This window comes from Pseudomonas sp. G34 (assembly GCF_031119625.1).
Taxonomy (GTDB): domain Bacteria; phylum Pseudomonadota; class Gammaproteobacteria; order Pseudomonadales; family Pseudomonadaceae; genus Aquipseudomonas.
In genome coordinates, this window is record NZ_JAVHZV010000007.1 from 44,456 (window position 1) to 64,979 (window position 20,524).

A 20,524-nucleotide genomic window follows, 5' to 3' on the forward strand; every position below is an offset into this window, starting at 1 on the left:
CCGTGGCCGTCTATATCGTTACCGGCAAGCTGGGTGCTGGCAAAACCCTGCTGTGCATTCTCAAGATTCTTGAATACCTCAAGGCCCGCCGCCGCGTCGCCGTCAACGTCGATGTGAAGATGGACAAGCTCTGCCGGGCCGATAACAAATACTCGCGCCTTGTCCGCCTGCCTGACCTGCCATCGGCTGAAGATCTGGTCGGCCTGGGCTTCGGCCATGAGACCTACGACGAAGAGAAATTCGGCGGGATCTTCCTCGACGAAGCCGGCGTGTGGCTCAACTCCCGCGACTGGAATTCAGGCGGCCGAACCGACCTGCTGAAGTTTTTCCTGTTTCTGCGCAAACGCCGCTGGGATCTGTGGTTGTGCGTGCAAAACGTCAACGTCATCGATAAGCAGATCCGCGAATCCATCGCTGAGCACGTGGTGTACATCAATCGCTGGGACAAGCTGAAGATCCCGTTTGTGTTCCGTCTGCCGGGTCGCATTCTCACGCTCGGGATCTGGAAGGGAAACCTGCCAAAGCTGCATCAAGCCATCGTCAAATACGGCGCCAAATTCAACTCGCCCAAAGTGGAAGACTGGTTCTATCAAGGCAAAGAGTTCTACAGCTATTACGACACCACCCAGGAATACAACAAGGACTACGACAAAGGCTCGTACTCCATGCTCCCGCCCGGCTACTGGCGTCGCCGCCTTCCTGCATCACCTCGCGACCTGGGGTTTCTCATGCGCACTACCAAAATCTTCTTCCGCCGCACTCGGGTGGTGAACGCCTTTTTCCTGGGCGGCCTGATCACCCTGTTTGTCTCGCTGCCGGTGTTTTCGGCCATTGCCTGGATTCGCTACCCAAGCGCGGCCGTACAGGTACAAGCCGCTGAGCCAGAGCAAAAGAAAGCCACCCTTGAAGACGAATTCGCCGGCCTGCGCATCGCCTCCTATGGGCTTATGTCCGGGCAGGCCCGCTACGTGTTCGTTGATCCCGACGGCAAGCGCATTCGCTCCGAGGATCTGCTGTCCCGCGCTATCACCATCGACCCACGGGGGCCGCGAGAAGTGCGGTTGCTGCGTGGCACCGACTCTCTCACCGTCTACAGGTAATCGGCCATGAAACGTTGCTGGCTCTCCCTGGCACTGCTGCCGCTCGCACTCACTTCAACCCTGGCCCGCGCTGCAGTGGAAAAGATCGAACTCTACGACTCCACCCTGCAGGACTTCGTAGAGTGGGCCGCTGTGATGCTGAATAAATCGGTGGTCGTCGGCTCTGATATCCGCTCCGCGCCAATCTCCATCTTCGCTACCTTCGATGGCCCCCAGGAACTGGAACAGTTACTGGAAAACGCCGTCCTGTCCTCGGGCTTTCACTACTCCAAAAGCCCCAACGCGATCCGCATCAGCGCGCAACCGATTCAGGAATCGCCCGTCCTGGTCACTGAGGTGATTCAGCTGCAGCACCTGCAGTCCGACTTTGCCGAACAGTCCGTTCGTGATGTGCTGGCCTCCCGCGCCGACCGCACCAACGAGGCCAGTACCACCGGCCAAGTACTCGTCACACCATCGCCCACCTCGAACGCCCTGATCGTCACTGCCACGCGGCCCCAGCTCGACGCTATCAAAGAGGTGGTGACTGAAATCGACCGGCCGCGGCGCCAAGTGCAGATCACCGCGGTGGTGGCTGAGCTGTCGGATAATGACTTCGAAGCCCTGGGCCTGAATGCTGCTGCAGGCTCTAACCGCCTCGATCTGTCGGGCCGCACCATCCGTTCTTCGGATCGCTCCGACCTGGGCTTCAGCCTCACGTTCTCCGGGCCAACTATCTCGGCCTTCCTGCAGGCGGTGCGCTCCAGCTCCACCAGCAACCTCTTATCCACGCCCCAGCTTCTGACCCTCAACCGTGAGCCCGCTTCCATCGTCGTCGGCCAGAACGTTCCCTTTATCACCGGCCAGACCACCAGCGGCTCCACACCGGCATCAGATCCGTTTCAAACCATTGTGCGCCAGGATGTTGGGGTAACCCTGCAGGTCACGCCCTTTATCACCCCATCCGACGCGATAGAACTGCAGGTCAGTCAGTCCGCCTCTAGCGTCTCGGACGACAACACCGCCGCCGACATCATCACCAACACGCGTCGCATCCTCACAAAGGTGCAGCTCAAGGATGGCCAAGGGGTAATGCTCGGCGGGCTGCGATCCACACAGACCGACCGCTCTGTCAGCTCGGTGCCGATCCTGGGCGATATCCCGTACCTGGGGCGCGCCTTCCGCTATGAATCCAACCGCGTACGCACCACCAACCTCGTGGTGCTCATAACCGCCCGAATACAGGCCCTGAATCACAACGAGCTGATGCCGGCTGATGCGGGGCCGTGGATGGATCTTTCGTTCGGCGCGCTGCCCGGCGGTGGTTTGGGCGCAGCCCGTGACACCGCCGGGCGCGCGACGGGCGCCCGGTGACGTCCCTGTAACACGTCAGATAAACGTACGTAGATAACCAGACAAAACCAGAGTGATACACAAATGAGCAGAGCAAAGGATTTCACCCGGCTAGATATCGAAACGGGTCTGGTAAGCGACACAAGCCGGCTTTTCGTCGATCCCGGCTGTTCGGGTTTCGTCGATCTATCGGGTGTACGCCTGCTTCGCTGTGGCGTCGATACTGTGCGCCAGTTGTATCGGGGGCTGATCCGCCCGGACATCATGTGCCTATTCGAGAAGCCCGGCACCATGGTCGAATTTGCTGGCCAGATCTGGCACTCAGGCCGTGTCAGCAAGGACTCTGGTTACCAGTACAAGCTCCAGAACGCTGACCTCGGCATCATCCTGCTGGTGAAGAACTTCAACGCCAAGATCGACGCCATCGGCGCCCACCTGAAAATCGAAGTCTCGCCCCATGCCATCGACGCCCTGTCGCCTGAGCGCCTGCAAGACCGCATGGACTATTACGCCTCGGCCGTCCTGACCCATCGTGAAATCAACCAGTGCGCCGTCCACCTCGCCCTGGATCTGCAGGGCTGGAAACCGCCCGTGGATCTGGTGGCCCGCATGCACTGCCGTGCACGTACTCAACGCGATATTTCCGGCATCAACGAAATCAACTGGACCACCAAATCCAGCACCTACGGTCGTGGCGAAACCTTCATGTTCGGTTCTGCCAGTGGCGTGCAATTGGCCATCTACAACAAGACGCAACAGGCACGGGCAACCGACAAGCTCGACTACTGGGAAAGCGTATGGAAGCGTCGCGACAGCTTCGACCCGCAAGACCCGGACAACTACGACCCAGACGCTGACGTGTGGCGCGTAGAGCTGCGCTATCACCATTCGGTCATCCAGCAGTTCGCCAGCGGCTCTATCGACCTCAAGTCCGGTGCCCTGATCGACACCAGCTCCTTTGCCGCCTTCGCGGGGCATCTGGACGGCCTGTGGCGTTATGGCCTACGCCAATTCAAGCTGCTCGCTCGCCCTGGCTATTTCGATCCGCTCTGGACGCTGATCCGTGATGACGTGCGCGTCGATCTGCCGGTGGACTCCCTGCTCGATGACACCGAATACAAGCGGTACTACAAGACCTCGCGTGGCTTCTCCGGCAAGAACGTGGAGCTGTTCCTGGGAAACTTCGTAAGCCTGCTGGCAAGGGAAAAGGTGGGCGCAAAAAAGGCGTTTAAGACCCTGCAGCAATGGGACTGCTGGCCGGTCATCCGCGATCACTACGCCGCCAAAGACATGACCCAGGACGATCTCTATAAGCACATCAAGGATCTGCTGCAGGAACGTCACGTGCGGTGGGGTAGGGCAGTATGACGGCACGCAAAGACGGCACCACCTGGACGGCTGATTTCTATGAGAATGGCCGGGCAGGGCGCCGTATCCGCAAGAAGGGCTTCAAGACCAAGGCTGCAGCCCAGCGCTATGAGTCGGATTACTTCGCCTCGCTGCAGGACACTGGCAGGCCAATCGATGATCGCCTTTCCGATCTGGTGAACCTATGGCACTCACTGCACGGCAGCAGCCTGAAGGACGTGAAGGGCCGACTCTCTCGCACTCTGGCTGTCGTTGAACGCCTCGGTAACCCTCTGGCCTCTCAGTTCGATGCGCTCGCCTGGGCTCGCTATCGGCAGGCTCGTCTCAAGGACGTTTCGCCCCACACGGTTAATCATGAACAGCGCTACCTATCGGCTGTTTTCTCCGAGCTGATCCGCCTTGGCGCATGGCATGGCGTTAACCCGCTGGCCAAGATCCGTCAGATCAAGACCGACCAGACCGAGCTAACGTTTCTGACCCTGGATCAAGTCGGCCTGTTGCTTGATGAATGCCGCAAGTCGACCAACAACCATACCTACCCGGTCGCTCTGATTTGCTTGGCCACTGGTGCCCGCTGGGATGAGGCCGAAAGTCTGACTCGCGCTAGCCTGTTTGGCGGCAAAGCGCACTTCCACCGGACAAAGAATCGTCAGTCCCGGTCGGTGCCGATCCCCAAGGAAGTTGAAGAGGCTGCGCTATCGGTTGCCATGCCAGGATCTGGCCGACTGTTCATGCCCTGCAGGGCTGCGTTCCGTAGTGCCTACCAGCGTTGCGGTTTCCACACACCGGGACAACTAACCCACATCCTGCGGCACACGTTCGCCAGCCATTACATGATGGGGGGAGGGGATATTCTCAGCCTGCAGCGCATCCTGGGGCATTCGTCCATTGCGATGACCATGCGCTATTCGCATCTATCGCCGGATCACCTCAAGTCCGCTTTAAGGCTCTCCCCTTTGGTACAGAGTGGGGTGTTCAAGTGAAGATTGCTTGTGCTGCTTGGCTCCAATGCCTTATGAATACCGTTCATATCATCATAAGGAATTGGCCTGCCAAATATGGATACGTCGCATGTGACAGAAGGGAGTTTGCTTGCACGACTCCGTACTCGGGCATGGGAAGCGTACAAGTCCCTTCAGCCCAATCAACAGTCTTATCTGAATGCTTTCGCGCTTTTCATTCTCTTTTTAGTGCTCAAGCCCTTCGACTGGGAGTTGAAAAAAAGCTTTCTAGCTCTGGCCGTCCTTTTTTGGGGGATGGCCATGATTTCTGATCTGTTGAGTTTTTATAAAAAGACCGCTGAGACTCTGCTTGGCAAGCTGTTCTATATAGGCTCGTTTGCTTTTGGGACTAATCTGGCGATTGCCCTCGCTACGCAGGTGCTCAATAGCGTTACCGGTGTAGACCCAGGGCAATTCACTCATACGATTGCCTTCACCAGTCTGCTAGTCGCGCCGCCCCTGCTCTTGTTCATTGCCATTGTCGCGCTTGTTATTGGCACCATGTTTTTCACGGTTTTCTTTATGTTCCAGACGCTACCTGATGACGCGTCCAGACTCATGATGTTCCCTTGGTACAAGGGTGGCGCTCAGATTGTTCGGTACAAAGGGCTCACTGCCTTGGTGCAGATGGTTAGCCTGGTAGCCGTGTTCAGCTTTGCCTACTCGTATTCTCAAGACGAAAGCACCGCTTATGGCGAGTTCGTTGAAAGCAAAACCAGATGGTTCTTGTACAACTTTGAGATGTTTCAGAAGACGAGCTGCCAGATTGAGGAAGGGCAGAGGGTCGCATTCCTGCGGGATGGCAATGTTCTGGTAGGGCGTATGGACGGCGACGAAATATCGTTCATTGTTCGTGCATGCATGCCAGCCGTGGGCACGCCGTAGTCACTTTGTAGTCACCGGCGCAAACAAAAAAGGGCTTACCTTTCGGTAAACCCTTGTTTTGTTTGGTGGCTACGCAGGGACTTGAACCCCGGACCCCAGCATTATGAATGCTATGCTCTAACCAGCTGAGCTACGTAGCCGAGTGGCGCGCATTTTCCGTATCTGCCGGTAGTGTGTCAAGCCCTGATGCAGAATAAATTTACGGACTTTCAACCGCTTAGCTGTTTTTCCAATCTTTCGGCCCTGGCGTCGGGCGAAATCGGCTGGCTAACCGAGTACGGGATCGGTCGAAGGGTAAGGCGTCTGGTCGATGGCGCGCTGTTGTTCGTCGGTTGGCGCGCTGCGGCAGAGATCCGGTTGCTGCCCCTGTGGATAGCCGCCTACCACCAGGAAGTCGTCACTGCTGCCCAGGTTGCAGTGCCCGGTGCCGGCGGGCAGCACCAGTACGTCACCGGCCTGCACGCTCAGCTCCTGGCCGCCAGGCCCACCCAGCATCAGCCGCGCGTGCCCCTGGATGACGCCCAGCACCTCGTGGGCGTTGCTGTGGTAGTGGTGGTAGGGGTAGATGCCGTCTACCCACTGGGCAGGCCAGCCGTGGGCCGTGAACAGTTGCTGCGTGCCGGCTGGGTCGGGCAGGCCTTTGCCGTTGAGCGCCTGCCGGTAGAGCTGGACAGGGTGGCAGCTGTTGTTCGGCATCCAGTCGTTGCGGTTCAGCAGCAGTTGTTCGACGTGTGCCGAGGCGTGATCGCTGTGTGGCGATGCAGAGAAGTCGCCGGAGGCTTCGCCCAGGTTGGCGAGGTAGTGCAGCATCAGGCGGTGGGAAAACATATCCATGGCATGCGCCCTCTCGAGGCATTGGCTTCACCTTGTATAGAGAGGGTTCGCAGGCAGATGTTTGGATTATTGCCGGCCTGCAAAAACAAAACCCCTCGAGAGCATGCTCTCGAGGGGCCTGGGGTTGCGCAGGGCGGGCTTAGACGTTGAAGCGGAAGTGCATCACGTCGCCGTCCTTGACGATGTATTCCTTGCCTTCCAGGCGCCATTTGCCGGCTTCCTTGGCACCGGCTTCGCCCTTGTACTGGATGAAGTCGTCATAGGCGATGACTTCGGCGCGGATGAAGCCCTTTTCGAAGTCGGTGTGGATCGCGGCAGCCGATTGTGGCGCGGTGGCGCCGACCTTCACGGTCCAGGCGCGCACTTCCTTCACGCCAGCGGTGAAGTAGGTCTGCAGGTTGAGCATCGAGTAGCCGGCGCGAATCACACGGTTCAGGCCTGGCTCGGTCATGCCCATGGTTTCCAGGAACATCTGCATTTCTTCGAGATCGTCCAGTTCGGCGATCTCGGCCTCGATCTTGTTGCACACCGGTACCACGATGGCGCCTTCGGCGTCGGCGATGGCTTGCACCACGTCGAGCAGCGGGTTGTTCTCGAAGCCGTCTTCGGCGACGTTGGCGATGTACATCACCGGCTTGGTGGTCAGCAGGTGGAAGGTCTTGGCCAGGCGCTTCTCGTCGTCACCCAGGGTTTTCAGCAGGCTGCGCGCCGGCTTGCCTTCGGTGAAGTGGGGGATGAGTTTTTCCAGCAGCGCCTTCTGTGCCACGGCTTCCTTGTCGCCGCCCTTGGCGGTGCGGGTGACGCGCTGCAGTTGCTTCTCGCAGCTGTCGAGGTCGGCCATGATCAGTTCGAGGTCGATGATCTCGATGTCGCGCTTGGGGTCGACGCTGTTGGCGACGTGAATGACGTTCTCATCCTCGAAGCAGCGCACCACGTGGGCGATGGCGTCGGTCTCGCGGATGTTGGCGAGGAACTTGTTGCCCAGCCCTTCGCCTTTCGAGGCGCCGGCGACCAGGCCGGCGATGTCGACGAATTCCATGGTGGTGGGGATCACCCGCTCCGGCTTGACGATCTCGGCCAGGGCGTCGAGGCGCGGGTCGGGCATCGGTACGATGCCGCTGTTCGGCTCGATGGTGCAGAACGGGAAGTTCTCAGCAGCGATGCCGGACTTGGTGAGGGCATTGAACAGGGTGGACTTGCCGACGTTGGGCAGGCCGACGATGCCGCAATTGAATCCCATGGTGTATCCCTCGCGCCAATGGCGGTAGCTGAAATTAGAGTGTGGCTTTCTGGCTGTGCAGCTTGCGCATCGCCACCGTCCAGTCACCGGCGAGTATCTCCGGGAGGACGTCGAGGGCGAAGCCGATGCTGGTATCCAGCAGCTCCTGTTCGCCACGCGGCGCGCGGCCGAGTACGAAGTTGGAGACCAGGCTGGCATGCCCGGGATGGCCGATGCCAAGCCGCAGGCGGTGGAAATTGTTCTGGTTGCCGAGCTGGGCGATGATGTCGCGCAGCCCGTTATGCCCGCCGTGCCCGCCACCCTGTTTGAGTTTGGCGACGCCGGGAGGCATGTCGAGTTCGTCGTGGGCCACCAGGATTTCTTCGGGTTTGAGCTTGAAGAAATTCGCCAACGCCGCCACGGACTGGCCGCTGCGGTTCATGAAGGTGGTGGGGATGAGCAGACGAACTTCGCGGCCCTGGTGATTGAACTTGCCCACCAGGCCAAAATACTTGCGATCAACGCTTAGGTTGACGCGCTGGCTGTCCGCCAGGCGCTCAACGAAAAGGGCCCCTGCATTGTGCCGGGTCTGGTCGTATTCGGGGCCCGGGTTACCCAGGCCAACGATCAGTTGTACGGCAGTCATACAGGAGCCCTTTCTTGAAGCAGGCGTAGCGAGCCGGAATTACTCGGCGGTGCTTTCGCCTTCGCCTTCTGCTACGTCTTCTGCACGAACGCGCGGCAGGTGAACGCTGGCAACCGGCAGATCGCTACCGTGGGCCAGGGCAACCAGCTCAACGCCTTTCGGCAGTTTGATGTCGGACAGGTGAACGGTCTGGTCCAGATCAACGTTGGCGAAGTCGACTTCGATGAACTCCGGCAGGTCTTTCGGCAGGCAGGAGACTTCGACTTCGTTCAGCGAGTGCAGAACTTCACCGCCTTTCTGCTTGACGCCAACGGAGGTAGCTTCGTTGATGAAGTGCAGCGGAACGTGTGCGGTCAGTTTCTGGCCGGCAACCACGCGGATGAAGTCAGCGTGCAGAACGAAGCCTTTGGCCGGATGGCGCTGCAGGGCCTTGATCAGAACGTTTTCTTTCTTGCCGTCAACGGTCAGGTTCAGCACGTGGCTGAAGGCTGCTTCGTTTTCCAGCAGCTTGGCGAAATCCTTGGCAACCAGGCTGATGGACAGGGGAGCCTTGTCGCCACCGTAGATTACGGCAGGAACCAGGCTGGCGTTACGACGCAGGCGGCGGCTCGCACCTTTCCCCAGGTCGGAACGCGCTTCGGCATTCAGGGTAAATTCAGCAGTCATTTCACTTCTCCAGAATAACCAAACCGCCCGTTACGCTTGCGACCAGCGGCGGGGCGGTTCGGTGAAAGGCCTGACCAGGTGGCCAGGCATGTTTCGTCAGGGCTGTTCCGGGTTAGCGGAACATCGCACTGATCGATTCTTCATTGCTGATGCGGCGTACCGCTTCAGCGACAACCGGCGCGATGTCCAGTTGACGAATACGCGAACAGGATTGCGCGGCGGCGGACAGCGGGATGGTGTTGGTCACCACCAGTTCGTCCAGTACCGAGTTCTCGATGTTCTCGATGGCACGACCCGACAGCACCGGGTGCGTGGCATAGGCATACACCTTGGCAGCGCCGTGTTCCTTCAGAGCCTTGGCCGCGTGGCACAGGGTGCCGGCGGTGTCGACCATGTCGTCGACCAGGATGCAGGTACGGCCTTCCACGTCACCGATGATATGCATCACTTCGGAGTGGTTGGCCTTTTCACGGCGCTTGTCGATGATCGCCAGATCGACGCCCAGGCTCTTGGCGACGGCGCGCGCACGCACCACACCGCCGATGTCCGGGGAAACGATCATCAGATTGTCGAAGCGCTGATCTTCGATGTCATCGACCAGTACGGGCGAGCCGTAGATGTTGTCGACCGGAATATCGAAGAAGCCTTGAATCTGATCCGCGTGCAGGTCGACGGTGAGAACCCGGTCGATGCCTACCACGGTGAGCATGTCGGCCACTACTTTGGCGCTGATCGCCACACGGGCGGAACGCGGACGGCGATCCTGGCGGGCATAGCCGAAGTAGGGGATGACTGCAGTGATTCGAGTCGCTGAGGAGCGGCGGAAGGCGTCGGCCATCACCACCAGTTCCATCAGGTTGTCATTGGTTGGCGCGCACGTCGGCTGAATCAGGAAAACGTCCTTACCGCGGACGTTCTCGTTGATTTCGATCATGATTTCGCCGTCGGAGAACTTACCGACAGAAGCATCACCGAGGGGAATGTGCAGCTGACGAACGATACGTCGCGCCAGATCGGGGTTAGCGTTCCCCGTAAAGACCATCATCTTGGACACGCGCAGTACCTGCCGGCTGAGGGTAACCTGGATGAGTATAAAAATGGCAGGGGCGGCTGGATTCGAACCAACGCATGCCAGGATCAAAACCTGGTGCCTTACCGCTTGGCGACGCCCCTGTATCGTGTGTGACGCAATGCTGCTCAATTCGGTAGTACGAGCCACCCTTGGGTGGTTATGGCAGGGGCGGCTGGATTCGAACCAACGCATGCCAGGATCAAAACCTGGTGCCTTACCGCTTGGCGACGCCCCTGTAACGTATAACCGATGCTACGCATTCACTTCCTGGCCAGTTCTTGCAGCTTGCGGTGCAACATCGAAACGTTGGCACCCTGCGCAACAAAACTTGGCAGTGTGGCTGGAAGTTGGCGGGCGACTTTATCAGCATCGTCCCTGTTTGGGAAGCTCCCAAACACACAAGCTCCAGTGCCGGTCAATCTTGTAGGAACAAATTTGTTCAGCAAGATCAGCGCGTTACGAACAGCTGAGTAACGCTTCTCGACGACCGGCTGGCAGTCATTACGACCACCCCCCTCAAGAAGGCTGCGAACTTTAATGGGCGGCGTATCGCGTGTCAACTCAGGGTCGGAGAAAACTTCTGCTGTACTGACAAGCACTTGCGGCACGGCGACGAGAAACCAGGGCTCCGGCAGCTCCACCGGGGTGAGTTTTTCGCCGACGCCTTCGGCGAAGGCCGCGCGGCCGCGCACGAATACCGGCACGTCGGCGCCCAGGCTCAGGCCCAGGGCCGCCAGGCGATCCTCGCTCCAGCCCAGTTGCCAGAGGTGATCGAGGCCGAGCAGGGTGGTCGCGGCGTCCGAGCTGCCGCCGCCGATGCCGCCGCCCATGGGCAGGCGTTTGTTCAGCCAGATATCCGCACCCAGGCGCGTACCACTCTGCTGCTGTAATTGTTTGGCGGCGCGCACGATCAGGTTGCTGTCGTGGGGCACGCCGTCGATTTCGCTGTGCAGGCGGATCACGCCGTCTTCGCGGCGCCTGAAGCCCAGCTCGTCGCCGTGGTCGAGAAACTGGAACAGGGTCTGCAGCTCGTGATAGCCGTCGTCGCGGCGACCGAGGATGTGCAGCATCAGGTTGAGCTTGGCTGGCGCCGGCAGAGTCAGCTCGGCGTCAGTGGGGATGGCGTCTGTGGTCATGGCGGCAATGGTTGGCAAGAGGGGGTAAGAGAGTCGCGCAGGCTAGCGCAGCCGGTAGCTCGGGTCGAGCGCGGCGACACCCGGGAGGTCGTCCTGGGTATCGCTGCGCTCAATCGCAGGCTACGGCGCGGGAATGGCTGGTATGCAAAGCGCGATGCGGGAAGACATCGCGCCTGGCGGGCTGGAGCCGGCTTACTGGCCGAGGTGGCGCGGCTGCCAGTCCTTGATCACCAGAGTCACCTGGATATCGTGGCCTTCGAGGCGCAGGCGCTCGGGCAGCCAGTAGCCATCCTGCTCGGCGTAGCGGGTGTAGCTGACGTCCCAGCCATCCTGACGCAGCTGTGCCAGGCGGCTGTCGGCGTCCAGGGTGATGCGGCTCTTGCTGTCCGGCGCGGGCAGGCCGCGGATCCACCACAGCAGGTGCGAGACCGGCAGGTTGAGGCCCAGTTGCTGCTGCAGCAGTTCTTCCGGGGACTCGGCCTGATAGCGGCCCTGGTTGGCGACTTCCAGCTCGACCTTGCCAGGGCGGCCGGTCAGCCGCGCAGCGCCGCGGCCGAGGGGGCCTGACAGGCGGATATCGGCGTAATCCTGGCGTTGCAGCCAGAACAGCGTGCCGCTGCCCGAATCGCGCGGGGCGCGGATACCGACCTTGCCGTTGATCTGCCAGCCGTCGAGGGTGCTGATCTGCTGCTTGTGTGCCTGCCAGCGAGCGGGGTCGCCCAGGCCCTGTTCCACCGCTTCACGGGTGGACAGGCCGGAACAGCCGGCCAGCAGGGTGACCAGGGCGAGTACGAGAAGGGGGCGAAGCGACATCAGGGTTTCTCCGATCCGGTCAGGCGCAGCACCGTGCTGCGCAGAATTTCACTCTCGGGCTGTTCCTTCAGGGCGTCACGCCAGATCTTCCGGGCTTCGCGCTGCTTGCCCTGGGCCCACAGCGTTTCACCCAGGTGGGCGGCAACTTCGTGATCCGGGAAGCGCTCGAATGCCTGGCGCAGCCACTTCTCGGCGGCGGCGAGGTTGCCGAGGCGGTAGTTGGCCCAGCCGAGGCTGTCGAGAATGGCCGGGTCTTCCGGGTTGAGGTCGTGGGCCTTCTGGATCAGCTCCAGGCCTTCCTGGTGGCGATCGGTACGGTCGACCAGGGTGTAGCCCAGGGCGTTGAGGGCCATGGCGTTGTCCGGCTCACGCTCGAGGATCAGGCGCAGGTCGCGCTCCAGCTGCTTCAGGTCACCACGTGGCTCGGCGAGCATGGCGCGGGTATAGAGCAGGTTGATATCACCCGGGTATTGCTTGAGCGCCTGCTGGATCAGGTCCCAGGCCTGGTCGGCCTTGTTCTGCTTGGACAGTGACTCGGCTTCGATCAGGTACAGCTGCAGGGCGTATTCCGGTTCGCTGTCGCGAGCTTCGGCCAGGTGCCGGGAGGCCTCGGCGCCACGGCCGTTGGCGACCAGCAGGTCGGTCATGCGCGCCTGGGCAGGCAGGTAGTCGGTACCGCCGCCAACCATCGAGTAGGCGAGCAGGGCGTCGTCCACTTCACCCAGGGCTTCGTGGGCGCGGCCGAGGTTGTACTGCGCCGGGTCGACGTGGGCGTCGCGCTGGATCAGTTCTTCCAGGTAGACGATGGCTTCGCGCCAGGCTTCGGCTTCCAGGCATACCAGGGCCAGGGAAAAGCGCAGGTCGTCGTCTTCGGGGAATTGCTGCAGCAGCGAGGAGAATTCGCCACGGGCTTCATCCATGCGACCCAGCTCGACCAGTTGGCGGGCGTAGGTCAGGCGCAGGCGTTTGTCGCTGGGGTTGCGCTCCATGCCGGCCTTGAGCAGCGGCAGCGCTTCCTCGCCACGCCCCAGGCTTTGCAGCAGGCGGGCACGCAACAGCAGCGGAGCGGATTGATCCTGCTTGGCCTCGCTGGTTTCGAGTAGCTTGAGGGCTTCCTCGGCGCGGCCATCCTGTTGCAGCAGCAGCGCCTTGCCGAACAGCAGCTGGCCGTCGTTCGGGTACTTGCCAAGCAGGCGATCGAAGCTTTGCAGCAGGCCGGCGCGGGTATCCGGGTCGGTTTCCGCGGCGGACAGCGCGAGAAAATCGAAGTGGGTGTTGCCCTGGCGCTGGCGCACCCGCTCCATATAACTCATGGCTTCGTCGTAACGGCCGGCGCGGGCCAGCTGCACGGCGGCGGCGCGTTGGGCATCGACGTTCGCGGGGGCGTTCTTGGCCCAGATCAGCGCAGTGTCCAGGGCTTCCTGCTCGGCGCCCAGGTACTCGGCAATACGGAAGCCGCGCTCGGCGACCCCGGCATCCTGGGTGGCATTGGCCTGCTGTACATAGTTGCTCAGGGCAATATCGAAACGGTTGCGCTGGCCGGCCAGTTCGGCGGTCAGCAGCGCCAGCAGGGTTTCCTGGCTGAACGAGCCGTAGCTTTCCGGTGCCTTGGCGGTCGCCTCGGTGCCCGGTTCCTCAACGGGAACGTTGCCATCCGGTGCGGACGGCGCAAAAGTCTGACAACCGCCCAGCAAGGCCAGGGCGGTGAACAACGCAATGGGTCTATTCATAAGAGGAAATGCGACTAACCTGCGGTTTTGGCCATCATGACACAAGCCGTTGGGCAAGCCCATGGGGCAGCCCGTGTGTCCTGGCGATGTGAGGTTGGACTGCCGAAGCCTGGACGGGTTGCATTCAATCCAGGGGCGCGCTCGTGGTGCTGGAAAAGTCCTGCGGGTTGCCGATGATCGGCCCTCGCTATCGTCGCCATACAGGGTGCAATGGTTGTTCTGCATCGGCCGAAGTAGGACAATTGCCTGCTTCCATCCCCTGTCAGCGACGTGCATGGCCTTTATCGCCCTCGGTATCAACCACAAGACCGCTTCGGTGGATGTTCGCGAGCGCGTGGCTTTTACTCCAGAGCAGCTCGTAGAGGCGTTGCAGCTGCTGTGCCGCGATACGCCGAGCCGCGAGGCGGCGATCCTGTCGACCTGCAACCGCAGCGAGCTATACCTCGAACAGGACGGCCCTGGCGTCGAGGCGGTGCTCGGCTGGTTGGCCGATTACCATCATTTGAGCGTCGATGAGCTGCGTGCCTGCGCTTATATCCATGAAGATGATGCGGCCGTTCGTCACATGATGCGCGTGGCCTCCGGCCTCGATTCCATGGTGCTCGGCGAGCCGCAGATTCTCGGCCAGATGAAGTCCGCCTTTGCCGTGGCCCGCGAGGCCGGCACCCTCGGCCCGCTGCTGGGTCGTTTGTTCCAGGCCACCTTCAGCACCGCCAAGACCGTGCGCACCGATACCGCGATTGGCGAGAACCCGGTGTCGGTGGCCTTTGCCGCGGTGAGCCTGGCCAAGCAGATCTTCGCTGACCTGCATCGCAGCCAGGCGCTGCTGATCGGTGCTGGCGAAACCATCAGCCTGGTGGCTCGCCACCTGCACGACCAAGGCATCAAGCGCATCGTGGTCGCCAACCGCACCCTGGAACGCGCCAGCAGCCTGGCCGAGCAGTTCGGTGCCCACGCCGTGCTGCTTTCCGACATTCCCCAGGAGCTGGTGCACAGCGATATCGTCATCAGTTCCACCGCCAGCCAGCTGCCGATCCTCGGCAAGGGCGCGGTGGAAAGCGCCCTCAAGCAGCGCAAGCACAAGCCGATCTTCATGGTCGATATCGCCGTGCCGCGCGATATCGAGCCCCAGGTCGGCGAGCTGGACGACGTCTACCTGTATACCGTCGACGACCTGCACGAAGTCATCGCCGAGAACCTCAAGAGCCGCCAGGGCGCGGCCCAGGCCGCCGAGGAACTGGTGGCCGCCGGCACCGACGAGTTCATGGCGCGCCTGCGTGAACTGGCGGCGGTGGATGTGCTCCGGGCTTACCGTCAGCAGGCCGAACGCCTGCGTGACGACGAGCTGGCCCGCGCCCAGCGCATGCTCGCCAATGGCGCCGCCGCCGAAGACGTGCTGGCCCAGCTGGCCCGTGGCCTGACCAACAAGTTGCTGCACGCGCCCAGCGTGCAGCTGAAGAAATTCTCCGCCACCGGGCGCGTCGATGCGTTGGGTGTGGCTCAGGAGCTGTTCGCCCTCGACGAAGGCGCGACCTCCGGCGTGGTCAATAAATAGAAGGCCTGCAATGAAAGCTTCGCTGATCAATAAACTCGACCTGCTGCACGACCGTTTCGAAGAGGTCACGGCGCTGCTCGGCGACGCCGAGGTGATCACCAATCAGGCCCAGTTCCGCGCTTATTCCAAGGAATATGCCGAGATCGAACCGGTGATCATGGCGTTTCGCGAGTTCCGCAAGGTGCAGGCCGACCTCGACGGCGCCCTGGCGCTGCTCAAGGACAGCGACCCGGACATGCGCGAGATGGCCGAGGAAGAAGTCGACACCGCCAAGGCCCGTCTTCTCGAACTGGAAGACAGCCTGCAGCGCATGCTGCTGCCCAAGGACCCCAACGACGGCCGCAACGTGTTTCTCGAAGTGCGTGCCGGCACCGGCGGCGACGAGGCGGCGATCTTCGCCGGCGACCTGTTCCGCATGTATTCGCGCTATGCCGAGAAGCAGGGCTGGCGCGTCGAGGTGCTGTCGGCCAACGAGGGCGAACATGGCGGCTTCAAGGAAGTGATCGCCCGGGTCGAAGGCGACAACGTGTTCGGCAAGCTCAAGTTCGAGTCCGGCGCGCACCGCGTGCAGCGCGTGCCGGAAACCGAGTCCCAGGGGCGCATCCATACCTCGGCCTGCACCGTGGCGGTATTGCCCGAGCCGGACGAGCAGATGGCCATCGAGATCAACCCGGCGGATCTGCGTGTCGATACCTACCGCAGCTCCGGGGCCGGCGGTCAGCACGTCAACACCACCGACTCGGCGATCCGCATCACCCATATCCCCACCGGCACGGTGGTGGAATGCCAGGAAGAGCGCTCCCAGCACAAGAACCGCGCCAAGGCCATGGCCTGGCTGGCGGCCAAGCTCAAGGACCAGCAGGACGCTGCCGCCCACAAGGAAATTTCCGACACCCGCAAGCTGCTGGTCGGCTCCGGTGACCGCTCGGAACGCATCCGCACCTATAACTTCCCCCAGGGCCGGGTGACCGATCACCGCATCAACCTGACCCTGTATTCGCTCAACGAAGTGATCGCCGGTAGCGTCGATGCGGTGATCGAGCCGCTGCTTGCCGAGTACCAGGCCGATCAGCTGGCGGCGTTGAGCGACTGAACAGCCTGTAGGTTGGATCGGTGCGCGTAGGCGCTTTTTCATCCACCTGCGCCCCGATCCGCCCAAGAAGCGATATATGGCTACTATCGAATCCCTGCTCAGCACCGCTGCACTGCCTGACTCGCCCAGCCCGCGCCTGGACGCCGAGCTGCTGCTGGCCCATGCCCTGGGCAAGCCGCGCAGCTATCTGCGTACCTGGGCCGACCGTGACGTGGAGGCCGATGCGGCCGCTCTGTTCGCCGCCAGCCTGGCGCGTCGGCGTAATGGCGAGCCCGTTGCCTACATTCTCGGTCGTCAGGGCTTCTGGAGCCTGGACCTGGAGGTTGCGCCCCACACCCTGATTCCGCGCCCGGATACCGAGCTGCTGGTGGAAACCTCGCTGGCGCTGCTGCCCGGCGGCCCGGCCCGGGTGCTCGACCTGGGCACCGGCAGCGGCGCCATCGCCCTGGCGCTGGCCAGCGAGCGGCCGGCCTGGCAGGTCACCGGCGTCGACCGGGTCGCCGAGGCGGTGGCGCTGGCCGAAGGCAACCGTGCGCGGCTGGGCCTGGCCAATGCCGCGTTCCGCCCGAGCCACTGGTTCGCGGCGCTGGGCGGCGAGCGCTACGGGTTGATCGTCAGCAACCCGCCCTATATCGCCAGTGACGACCATCACCTGGGCGAGGGCGATGTGCGTTTCGAGCCGAGCAGTGCGCTGGTCTCGGGCGTCGATGGGCTGGACGATATCCGCCTGATCATCGACCAGGCGCCGGCCTACCTGGCGGCACCCGGCTGGCTGCTGCTCGAACATGGCTTCGATCAGGCCGAAGCGGTGCGCGAGCTGTTGAGCCAGCGCGGCTTCGTCGAGGTTCACAGCCGCCGTGATCTCGCCGATCATGAGCGCATCAGCCTGGGGCGGTGGCCACATGAATGAACACCTGAGCGATGAGGAACTGCTGCGCTACAGCCGGCAGATCCTGCTCTCGCAGATCGATGTAACGGGCCAGTTGCGCCTTAAAGGCAGCCGCGTGCTGATCGTCGGCCTCGGCGGCCTCGGCTCGCCGGTGGCCCTGTACCTGGCGGCGGCCGGCGTCGGTGAGCTGCACCTGGCGGACTTCGATAGCGTCGACCTGAGCAACCTGCAGCGGCAGATAGCCCATGACACCGCGAGTATCGGCCAGAGCAAGGTCGACTCGGCGTTGGCACGGCTGGCGGCGCTCAACCCCGACATTACCCTGCGGGCCCATCGCCAGGCCCTGGATGCCGACTCCCTGGCCGCTGCGGTGGCGGCGGTCGATCTGGTGCTCGACTGCTCCGACAACTTCACCACCCGCGAAGCCGTCAACGCCGCCTGCGTGGCGGCGCGTCGGCCGCTGGTCAGCGGTGCGGCGATCCGCCTGGAAGGCCAGCTGTCGGTGTTCGATCCGCGCCGTGACGACAGCCCCTGCTACCACTGCCTGTATGGCCATGGCAGCGAAGCCGAGCTGACCTGCAGCGAAGCTGGCGTGGCTGGGCCGCTGGTCGGCCTGGTCGGCAGCCTGCAGGCGCTGGAGGCGTTGAAGCTGCTGGCCGGCTTTGGCGAGCCGCTGGTCGGGCGGCTGCTGCTGATCGATGCCTTTGGCTCGCGTTTTCGCGAGTTGCGGGTCAAGCGCGATCCCGGCTGCGCCGTATGCGGAAGCACCGTCCATGGCTGACGCGCCGATCGGGGTGTTCGATTCCGGCGTCGGCGGCCTCACGGTATTGCGGGAAATCCGCGCCTTGCTGCCCGCTGAGACGCTGCTCTACGTGGCCGACAGCGGCCATGTGCCCTATGGGGAAAAAAGCCCCGAGTACATTCGTGAGCGTTGTCGGCACATCGCCGCGTTCCTGCTCGCGCGTGGCGCCAAGGCGTTGGTGCTGGCCTGCAACACCGCGACGGTGGCCGGGGTGGCCGAGCTGCGTAGCCTGTATCCGCAACTGCCGATCGTGGCCATGGAGCCTGCCGTGAAACCGGCGGCGGCGGCCACGCGCTCCGGGGTGGTCGGCGTGCTGGCTACCACCGGTACGCTGAAGAGCGCGCGCTTCGCGGCGTTACTCGACCAGTTCGCCAGTGACGTGCGGGTGGTCACGCAGCCGTGTCCGGGGCTGGTCGAGTTGATCGAGGCAGGTGACCTGCACGATCCGGCACTGCATGCGCTGCTGCGCGGCTATGTCGACCCGTTGCTTGCCGAGGGCTGCGACACGCTGATTCTCGGCTGCACCCACTATCCCTTCCTGAGACCGCTGCTCGAACAGTGGTTGGGGCCGTCGATCAGCCTGATCGACACCGGCGCGGCAGTCGCCCGGCAGTTGCAACGCCTGCTGGCCAGCCGCGACTTGCTGGCCGTCGGGCCACGTGGCGTGGATCGCTTCTGGTGCAGCGGCGAGCCAATGGCCATGCAGCGGGTATTGCCGCAACTATGGGGCACGGCGGCACAAGTACAGGCGTTGCCGCCAAGTGGCCCTGGGCAATGAGCCATTAAATATTTTTAGAACCAACGGAACTTGGCTAAAGTCTGTAACTGTAGGTTTCACCTGCCGCACTTAAAAGACTAACAAGTCCCTATATACAAGGATGCTCCAATGAAGAAGTTGGTTGGCTTGGCCACTGCAGTTGCGTTGTCTCTTGGATCGGTTACCGCCGCTCAGGCAACGGGTTTGACCTTTTCCGTGGGCCAATCTGGCGACTCCACGATGGTTTACCGCCTCGGTGCCCAGTTCGATTTCAATAGCCGCTGGTTCGAAAGCAGTGTCGGTCACCTCGGTGGCTACTGGGATGCCGGTTACACCTATTGGCAAGGGGATGACACCTCTACCAACCACAGTGTTTCCTTTGCGCCGGTATTCGTTTACGAGTTCGCCGGGCAAACCGTCAAACCCTACCTGGAAGCGGGTATCGGGGTAGCGGCATTCTCCAACACCAAACTTGAGTCCAATGACCTGGGTTCTTCGTTCCAGTTCGAAGACCGCATCGGTGCCGGCCTGCGCTTCGCCGGTGGTCATGAAGTAGGGATCCGGGCAATCCACTATTCCAACGCCGGTATCAAGCAGCCCAACGATGGCGTCGAGGCGTATTCGCTGCACTATCGCCTGAACTTCTAAGTTCGCGGCGGCAACAAAAAACCGGACCTTGGTCCGGTTTTTTTATGCATCTTTTCATGCATATTTTTGTGCACATTTTCATGCATATTTTTATGCATGTTCTTATGTATGTATAACGCCTTCAGCGATAGATCGTGTTGATACCGCGGCGCTCTTCCAGGCATTCCGGTGAGCCCATTTCGAACTCGCGGCAGATCAAAGGCCGCACTTCATAGATGGTGCAGCGCATGCTGTCGCGATCCAGTGCCGCGCACCAGCCGTCGTCGAGGCGGCGCATCACTTCACCGCCCCATTGGTCGCTGTCGATGAAGCGCTCGGGCACGCCGGTATCGGTGATCAGCATCACTTCCAGCTGGCAGCAGCAGGCTGCGCAGTTACTGCAAGTGACCTGTTGGTCGATCTGGGTATGGGGGATCTGTTGGCTATCGCTCATCGGCCTAGTCTACGCCAGGCCAGGCGGCGCCAAGCAACCCTTACATCGGGCGGGCGGCGTAGAGCCGGGCAAAGCCGTGCAGCAGCGGCAGCACGACAGCCCAGACCAGCGCGAGCAACGCCAGGGTGGCGACCTCGCCATAGGGCAGGCGCACCAGGCCGAGCCAGCTGCTGGCGCCGTAGGAGAGCAGGGCGAAGCAGGCGCCGACGAGGCTGGCGCGCCACCAGGGTTTGGTCGTCCACGCCAGGCAGTGGTAGAGGGTGGTGCCCACCAAGAGCCAGATAAGCGCCTGCCACAGCGGAATCAGCTGGCGCGCTTCAGCGAAATCGAAAACCCCCAGCTGCAGCAAAAAGCTGTCCACGGCACTGCCGAGCAGAAAGGCGCTCGCCAGCAGCTTGCCCTCGCGCTGCCAGCTGCCGATCAACGCCAGGTGCACCAACAGCACCACGGCGACCGCCCACAGCCATTGGCCGCCACCCAGCAGGCAGGTGAGCCAGCCACAGATGAACAGCAGGGCATTGAGCAGGTTTCTAGGCACTGGGTGG

General features: G+C 62.0%; 21 protein-coding genes and 3 tRNA genes. 11 read left to right on the forward strand and 13 right to left on the reverse strand.

Annotated features, from left to right (window positions below):
• The first annotated feature begins 2 nt into the window (after positions 1-2).
• The 5 genes from QYS36_RS03870 (at position 3) to QYS36_RS03890 (ending at position 5,686) form a co-directional block, all read left to right on the forward strand.
• On the forward strand, positions 3-1,100 hold the full coding sequence (locus QYS36_RS03870) for a zonular occludens toxin domain-containing protein (protein WP_308838246.1): 1,098 nt from the start codon (positions 3-5) through the stop codon (positions 1,098-1,100).
• Between the two features lie 6 nt (positions 1,101-1,106).
• A complete protein-coding gene (locus QYS36_RS03875) occupies positions 1,107-2,453 on the forward strand; it encodes a secretin N-terminal domain-containing protein (RefSeq protein WP_308838247.1) in 1,347 nt (448 codons plus the stop codon).
• 63 nt (positions 2,454-2,516) lie between these two features.
• On the forward strand, positions 2,517-3,800 hold the full coding sequence (locus QYS36_RS03880) for a hypothetical protein (RefSeq protein ID WP_308838248.1): 1,284 nt from the start codon (positions 2,517-2,519) through the stop codon (positions 3,798-3,800).
• The gene (locus QYS36_RS03885) at positions 3,797-4,783 is read left to right on the forward strand and encodes a tyrosine-type recombinase/integrase (protein ID WP_308838249.1); all 987 of its coding nucleotides are present in this window, start codon (positions 3,797-3,799) and stop codon (positions 4,781-4,783) included. The genes QYS36_RS03880 and QYS36_RS03885 overlap by 4 nt, the downstream gene beginning before the upstream one ends.
• A gap of 75 nt (positions 4,784-4,858) precedes the next feature.
• Positions 4,859-5,686, forward strand: coding sequence for a hypothetical protein (locus QYS36_RS03890; RefSeq protein ID WP_308838250.1), 828 nt, complete (start codon positions 4,859-4,861; stop codon positions 5,684-5,686).
• Between the two features lie 63 nt (positions 5,687-5,749).
• Here the strand turns inward: QYS36_RS03890 and QYS36_RS03895 are convergent.
• The 11 genes from QYS36_RS03895 to QYS36_RS03945 form a co-directional block, all read right to left on the reverse strand.
• A tRNA-Met gene (locus QYS36_RS03895) sits at positions 5,750-5,826 on the reverse strand.
• 127 nt (positions 5,827-5,953) lie between these two features.
• Positions 5,954-6,520, reverse strand: a complete 567-nt coding sequence (locus tag QYS36_RS03900; protein WP_308838251.1) for a cupin domain-containing protein — start codon at positions 6,518-6,520, stop codon at positions 5,954-5,956.
• A 139-nt stretch (positions 6,521-6,659) separates the two neighbouring features.
• The gene (gene ychF, locus QYS36_RS03905; protein ID WP_308838252.1) at positions 6,660-7,760 is read right to left on the reverse strand and encodes a redox-regulated ATPase YchF; all 1,101 of its coding nucleotides are present in this window, start codon (positions 7,758-7,760) and stop codon (positions 6,660-6,662) included.
• A gap of 34 nt (positions 7,761-7,794) precedes the next feature.
• Positions 7,795-8,385, reverse strand: coding sequence for an aminoacyl-tRNA hydrolase (pth, locus tag QYS36_RS03910; protein ID WP_192424077.1), 591 nt, complete (start codon positions 8,383-8,385; stop codon positions 7,795-7,797).
• A gap of 39 nt (positions 8,386-8,424) precedes the next feature.
• A complete protein-coding gene (locus QYS36_RS03915) occupies positions 8,425-9,051 on the reverse strand; it encodes a 50S ribosomal protein L25/general stress protein Ctc (protein ID WP_308838253.1) in 627 nt (208 codons plus the stop codon).
• A 112-nt stretch (positions 9,052-9,163) separates the two neighbouring features.
• Positions 9,164-10,105 (reverse strand): ribose-phosphate pyrophosphokinase, encoded by a 942-nt coding sequence (locus QYS36_RS03920; RefSeq protein ID WP_027906044.1) that lies wholly within the window; start codon positions 10,103-10,105, stop codon positions 9,164-9,166.
• A 44-nt stretch (positions 10,106-10,149) separates the two neighbouring features.
• Positions 10,150-10,224: transfer RNA gene (locus QYS36_RS03925), tRNA-Gln, on the reverse strand.
• Positions 10,225-10,283: 59 nt separating this feature from the next.
• Positions 10,284-10,358, reverse strand: a tRNA-Gln gene (locus tag QYS36_RS03930).
• Positions 10,359-10,383: 25 nt separating this feature from the next.
• Positions 10,384-11,259, reverse strand: a complete 876-nt coding sequence (ispE, locus tag QYS36_RS03935; protein WP_308838254.1) for a 4-(cytidine 5'-diphospho)-2-C-methyl-D-erythritol kinase — start codon at positions 11,257-11,259, stop codon at positions 10,384-10,386.
• A gap of 192 nt (positions 11,260-11,451) precedes the next feature.
• Positions 11,452-12,072: a lipoprotein insertase outer membrane protein LolB gene (gene lolB / locus QYS36_RS03940; RefSeq protein ID WP_308838255.1), complete on the reverse strand. Its 621-nt coding sequence runs from the start codon at positions 12,070-12,072 to the stop codon at positions 11,452-11,454.
• Positions 12,072-13,802, reverse strand: a complete 1,731-nt coding sequence (locus QYS36_RS03945) for a tetratricopeptide repeat protein (RefSeq protein ID WP_308838256.1) — start codon at positions 13,800-13,802, stop codon at positions 12,072-12,074. The genes lolB and QYS36_RS03945 overlap by 1 nt, the downstream gene beginning before the upstream one ends.
• A gap of 274 nt (positions 13,803-14,076) precedes the next feature.
• Here QYS36_RS03945 and hemA point away from each other — a divergent pair, with 274 nt between their 5' ends.
• The 6 genes from hemA (at position 14,077) to QYS36_RS03975 (ending at position 19,546) form a co-directional block, all read left to right on the forward strand.
• Positions 14,077-15,357 (forward strand): glutamyl-tRNA reductase, encoded by a 1,281-nt coding sequence (gene hemA, locus QYS36_RS03950; protein ID WP_308838257.1) that lies wholly within the window; start codon positions 14,077-14,079, stop codon positions 15,355-15,357.
• A gap of 10 nt (positions 15,358-15,367) precedes the next feature.
• Complete coding sequence (gene prfA / locus QYS36_RS03955) at positions 15,368-16,450, forward strand: peptide chain release factor 1 (RefSeq protein WP_308838258.1); 1,083 nt, start codon at positions 15,368-15,370, stop codon at positions 16,448-16,450.
• Positions 16,451-16,526: 76 nt separating this feature from the next.
• Positions 16,527-17,360, forward strand: coding sequence for a peptide chain release factor N(5)-glutamine methyltransferase (prmC, locus tag QYS36_RS03960; protein ID WP_308838259.1), 834 nt, complete (start codon positions 16,527-16,529; stop codon positions 17,358-17,360).
• Complete coding sequence (locus tag QYS36_RS03965) at positions 17,353-18,120, forward strand: molybdopterin-synthase adenylyltransferase MoeB (protein WP_308838260.1); 768 nt, start codon at positions 17,353-17,355, stop codon at positions 18,118-18,120. The genes prmC and QYS36_RS03965 overlap by 8 nt, the downstream gene beginning before the upstream one ends.
• A complete protein-coding gene (gene murI, locus QYS36_RS03970; RefSeq protein WP_308838261.1) occupies positions 18,113-18,919 on the forward strand; it encodes a glutamate racemase in 807 nt (268 codons plus the stop codon). Before QYS36_RS03965 ends, murI begins: the two co-directional genes overlap by 8 nt.
• Positions 18,920-19,027: 108 nt before the next feature.
• Complete coding sequence (locus QYS36_RS03975) at positions 19,028-19,546, forward strand: acyloxyacyl hydrolase (RefSeq protein ID WP_308838262.1); 519 nt, start codon at positions 19,028-19,030, stop codon at positions 19,544-19,546.
• 121 nt (positions 19,547-19,667) lie between these two features.
• On the opposite strand, the gene QYS36_RS03980 is transcribed toward QYS36_RS03975, so the two are convergent.
• Together QYS36_RS03980 and QYS36_RS03985 are read right to left on the reverse strand one after the other, a co-directional pair.
• A complete protein-coding gene (locus QYS36_RS03980) occupies positions 19,668-19,979 on the reverse strand; it encodes a YkgJ family cysteine cluster protein (RefSeq protein WP_308838263.1) in 312 nt (103 codons plus the stop codon).
• Between the two features lie 40 nt (positions 19,980-20,019).
• Positions 20,020-20,517 carry a DUF2878 domain-containing protein gene (locus QYS36_RS03985; RefSeq protein ID WP_308838264.1) on the reverse strand — a complete coding sequence of 166 codons (498 nt, stop codon included), beginning with the start codon at positions 20,515-20,517 and terminating at the stop codon, positions 20,020-20,022.
• Positions 20,518-20,524 lie beyond the last annotated feature (7 nt).

Excerpts from the sequence above, each read along its gene's own strand:
- QYS36_RS03875 (WP_308838247.1), top strand. The coding sequence starts at position 1,107 with ATGAAACGTTGCTGGCTCTCCCTGGCACTGCTGCCGCTCGCACTCACT.
- QYS36_RS03880 (WP_308838248.1), top strand. The coding sequence starts at position 2,517 with ATGAGCAGAGCAAAGGATTTCACCCGGCTAGATATCGAAACGGGTCTG.
- QYS36_RS03885 (WP_308838249.1), top strand. The coding sequence starts at position 3,797 with ATGACGGCACGCAAAGACGGCACCACCTGGACGGCTGATTTCTATGAG.
- QYS36_RS03890 (WP_308838250.1), top strand. The coding sequence starts at position 4,859 with ATGGATACGTCGCATGTGACAGAAGGGAGTTTGCTTGCACGACTCCGT.
- QYS36_RS03900 (WP_308838251.1), bottom strand. The coding sequence starts at position 6,520 with ATGGATATGTTTTCCCACCGCCTGATGCTGCACTACCTCGCCAACCTG.
- ychF (WP_308838252.1), bottom strand. The coding sequence starts at position 7,760 with ATGGGATTCAATTGCGGCATCGTCGGCCTGCCCAACGTCGGCAAGTCC.
- pth (WP_192424077.1), bottom strand. The coding sequence starts at position 8,385 with ATGACTGCCGTACAACTGATCGTTGGCCTGGGTAACCCGGGCCCCGAA.
- QYS36_RS03915 (WP_308838253.1), bottom strand. The coding sequence starts at position 9,051 with ATGACTGCTGAATTTACCCTGAATGCCGAAGCGCGTTCCGACCTGGGG.
- ispE (WP_308838254.1), bottom strand. The coding sequence starts at position 11,259 with ATGACCACAGACGCCATCCCCACTGACGCCGAGCTGACTCTGCCGGCG.
- lolB (WP_308838255.1), bottom strand. The coding sequence starts at position 12,072 with ATGTCGCTTCGCCCCCTTCTCGTACTCGCCCTGGTCACCCTGCTGGCC.
- QYS36_RS03945 (WP_308838256.1), bottom strand. The coding sequence starts at position 13,802 with ATGAATAGACCCATTGCGTTGTTCACCGCCCTGGCCTTGCTGGGCGGT.
- hemA (WP_308838257.1), top strand. The coding sequence starts at position 14,077 with ATGGCCTTTATCGCCCTCGGTATCAACCACAAGACCGCTTCGGTGGAT.
- prfA (WP_308838258.1), top strand. The coding sequence starts at position 15,368 with ATGAAAGCTTCGCTGATCAATAAACTCGACCTGCTGCACGACCGTTTC.
- prmC (WP_308838259.1), top strand. The coding sequence starts at position 16,527 with ATGGCTACTATCGAATCCCTGCTCAGCACCGCTGCACTGCCTGACTCG.
- QYS36_RS03965 (WP_308838260.1), top strand. The coding sequence starts at position 17,353 with ATGAATGAACACCTGAGCGATGAGGAACTGCTGCGCTACAGCCGGCAG.
- murI (WP_308838261.1), top strand. The coding sequence starts at position 18,113 with ATGGCTGACGCGCCGATCGGGGTGTTCGATTCCGGCGTCGGCGGCCTC.
- QYS36_RS03975 (WP_308838262.1), top strand. The coding sequence starts at position 19,028 with ATGAAGAAGTTGGTTGGCTTGGCCACTGCAGTTGCGTTGTCTCTTGGA.
- QYS36_RS03980 (WP_308838263.1), bottom strand. The coding sequence starts at position 19,979 with ATGAGCGATAGCCAACAGATCCCCCATACCCAGATCGACCAACAGGTC.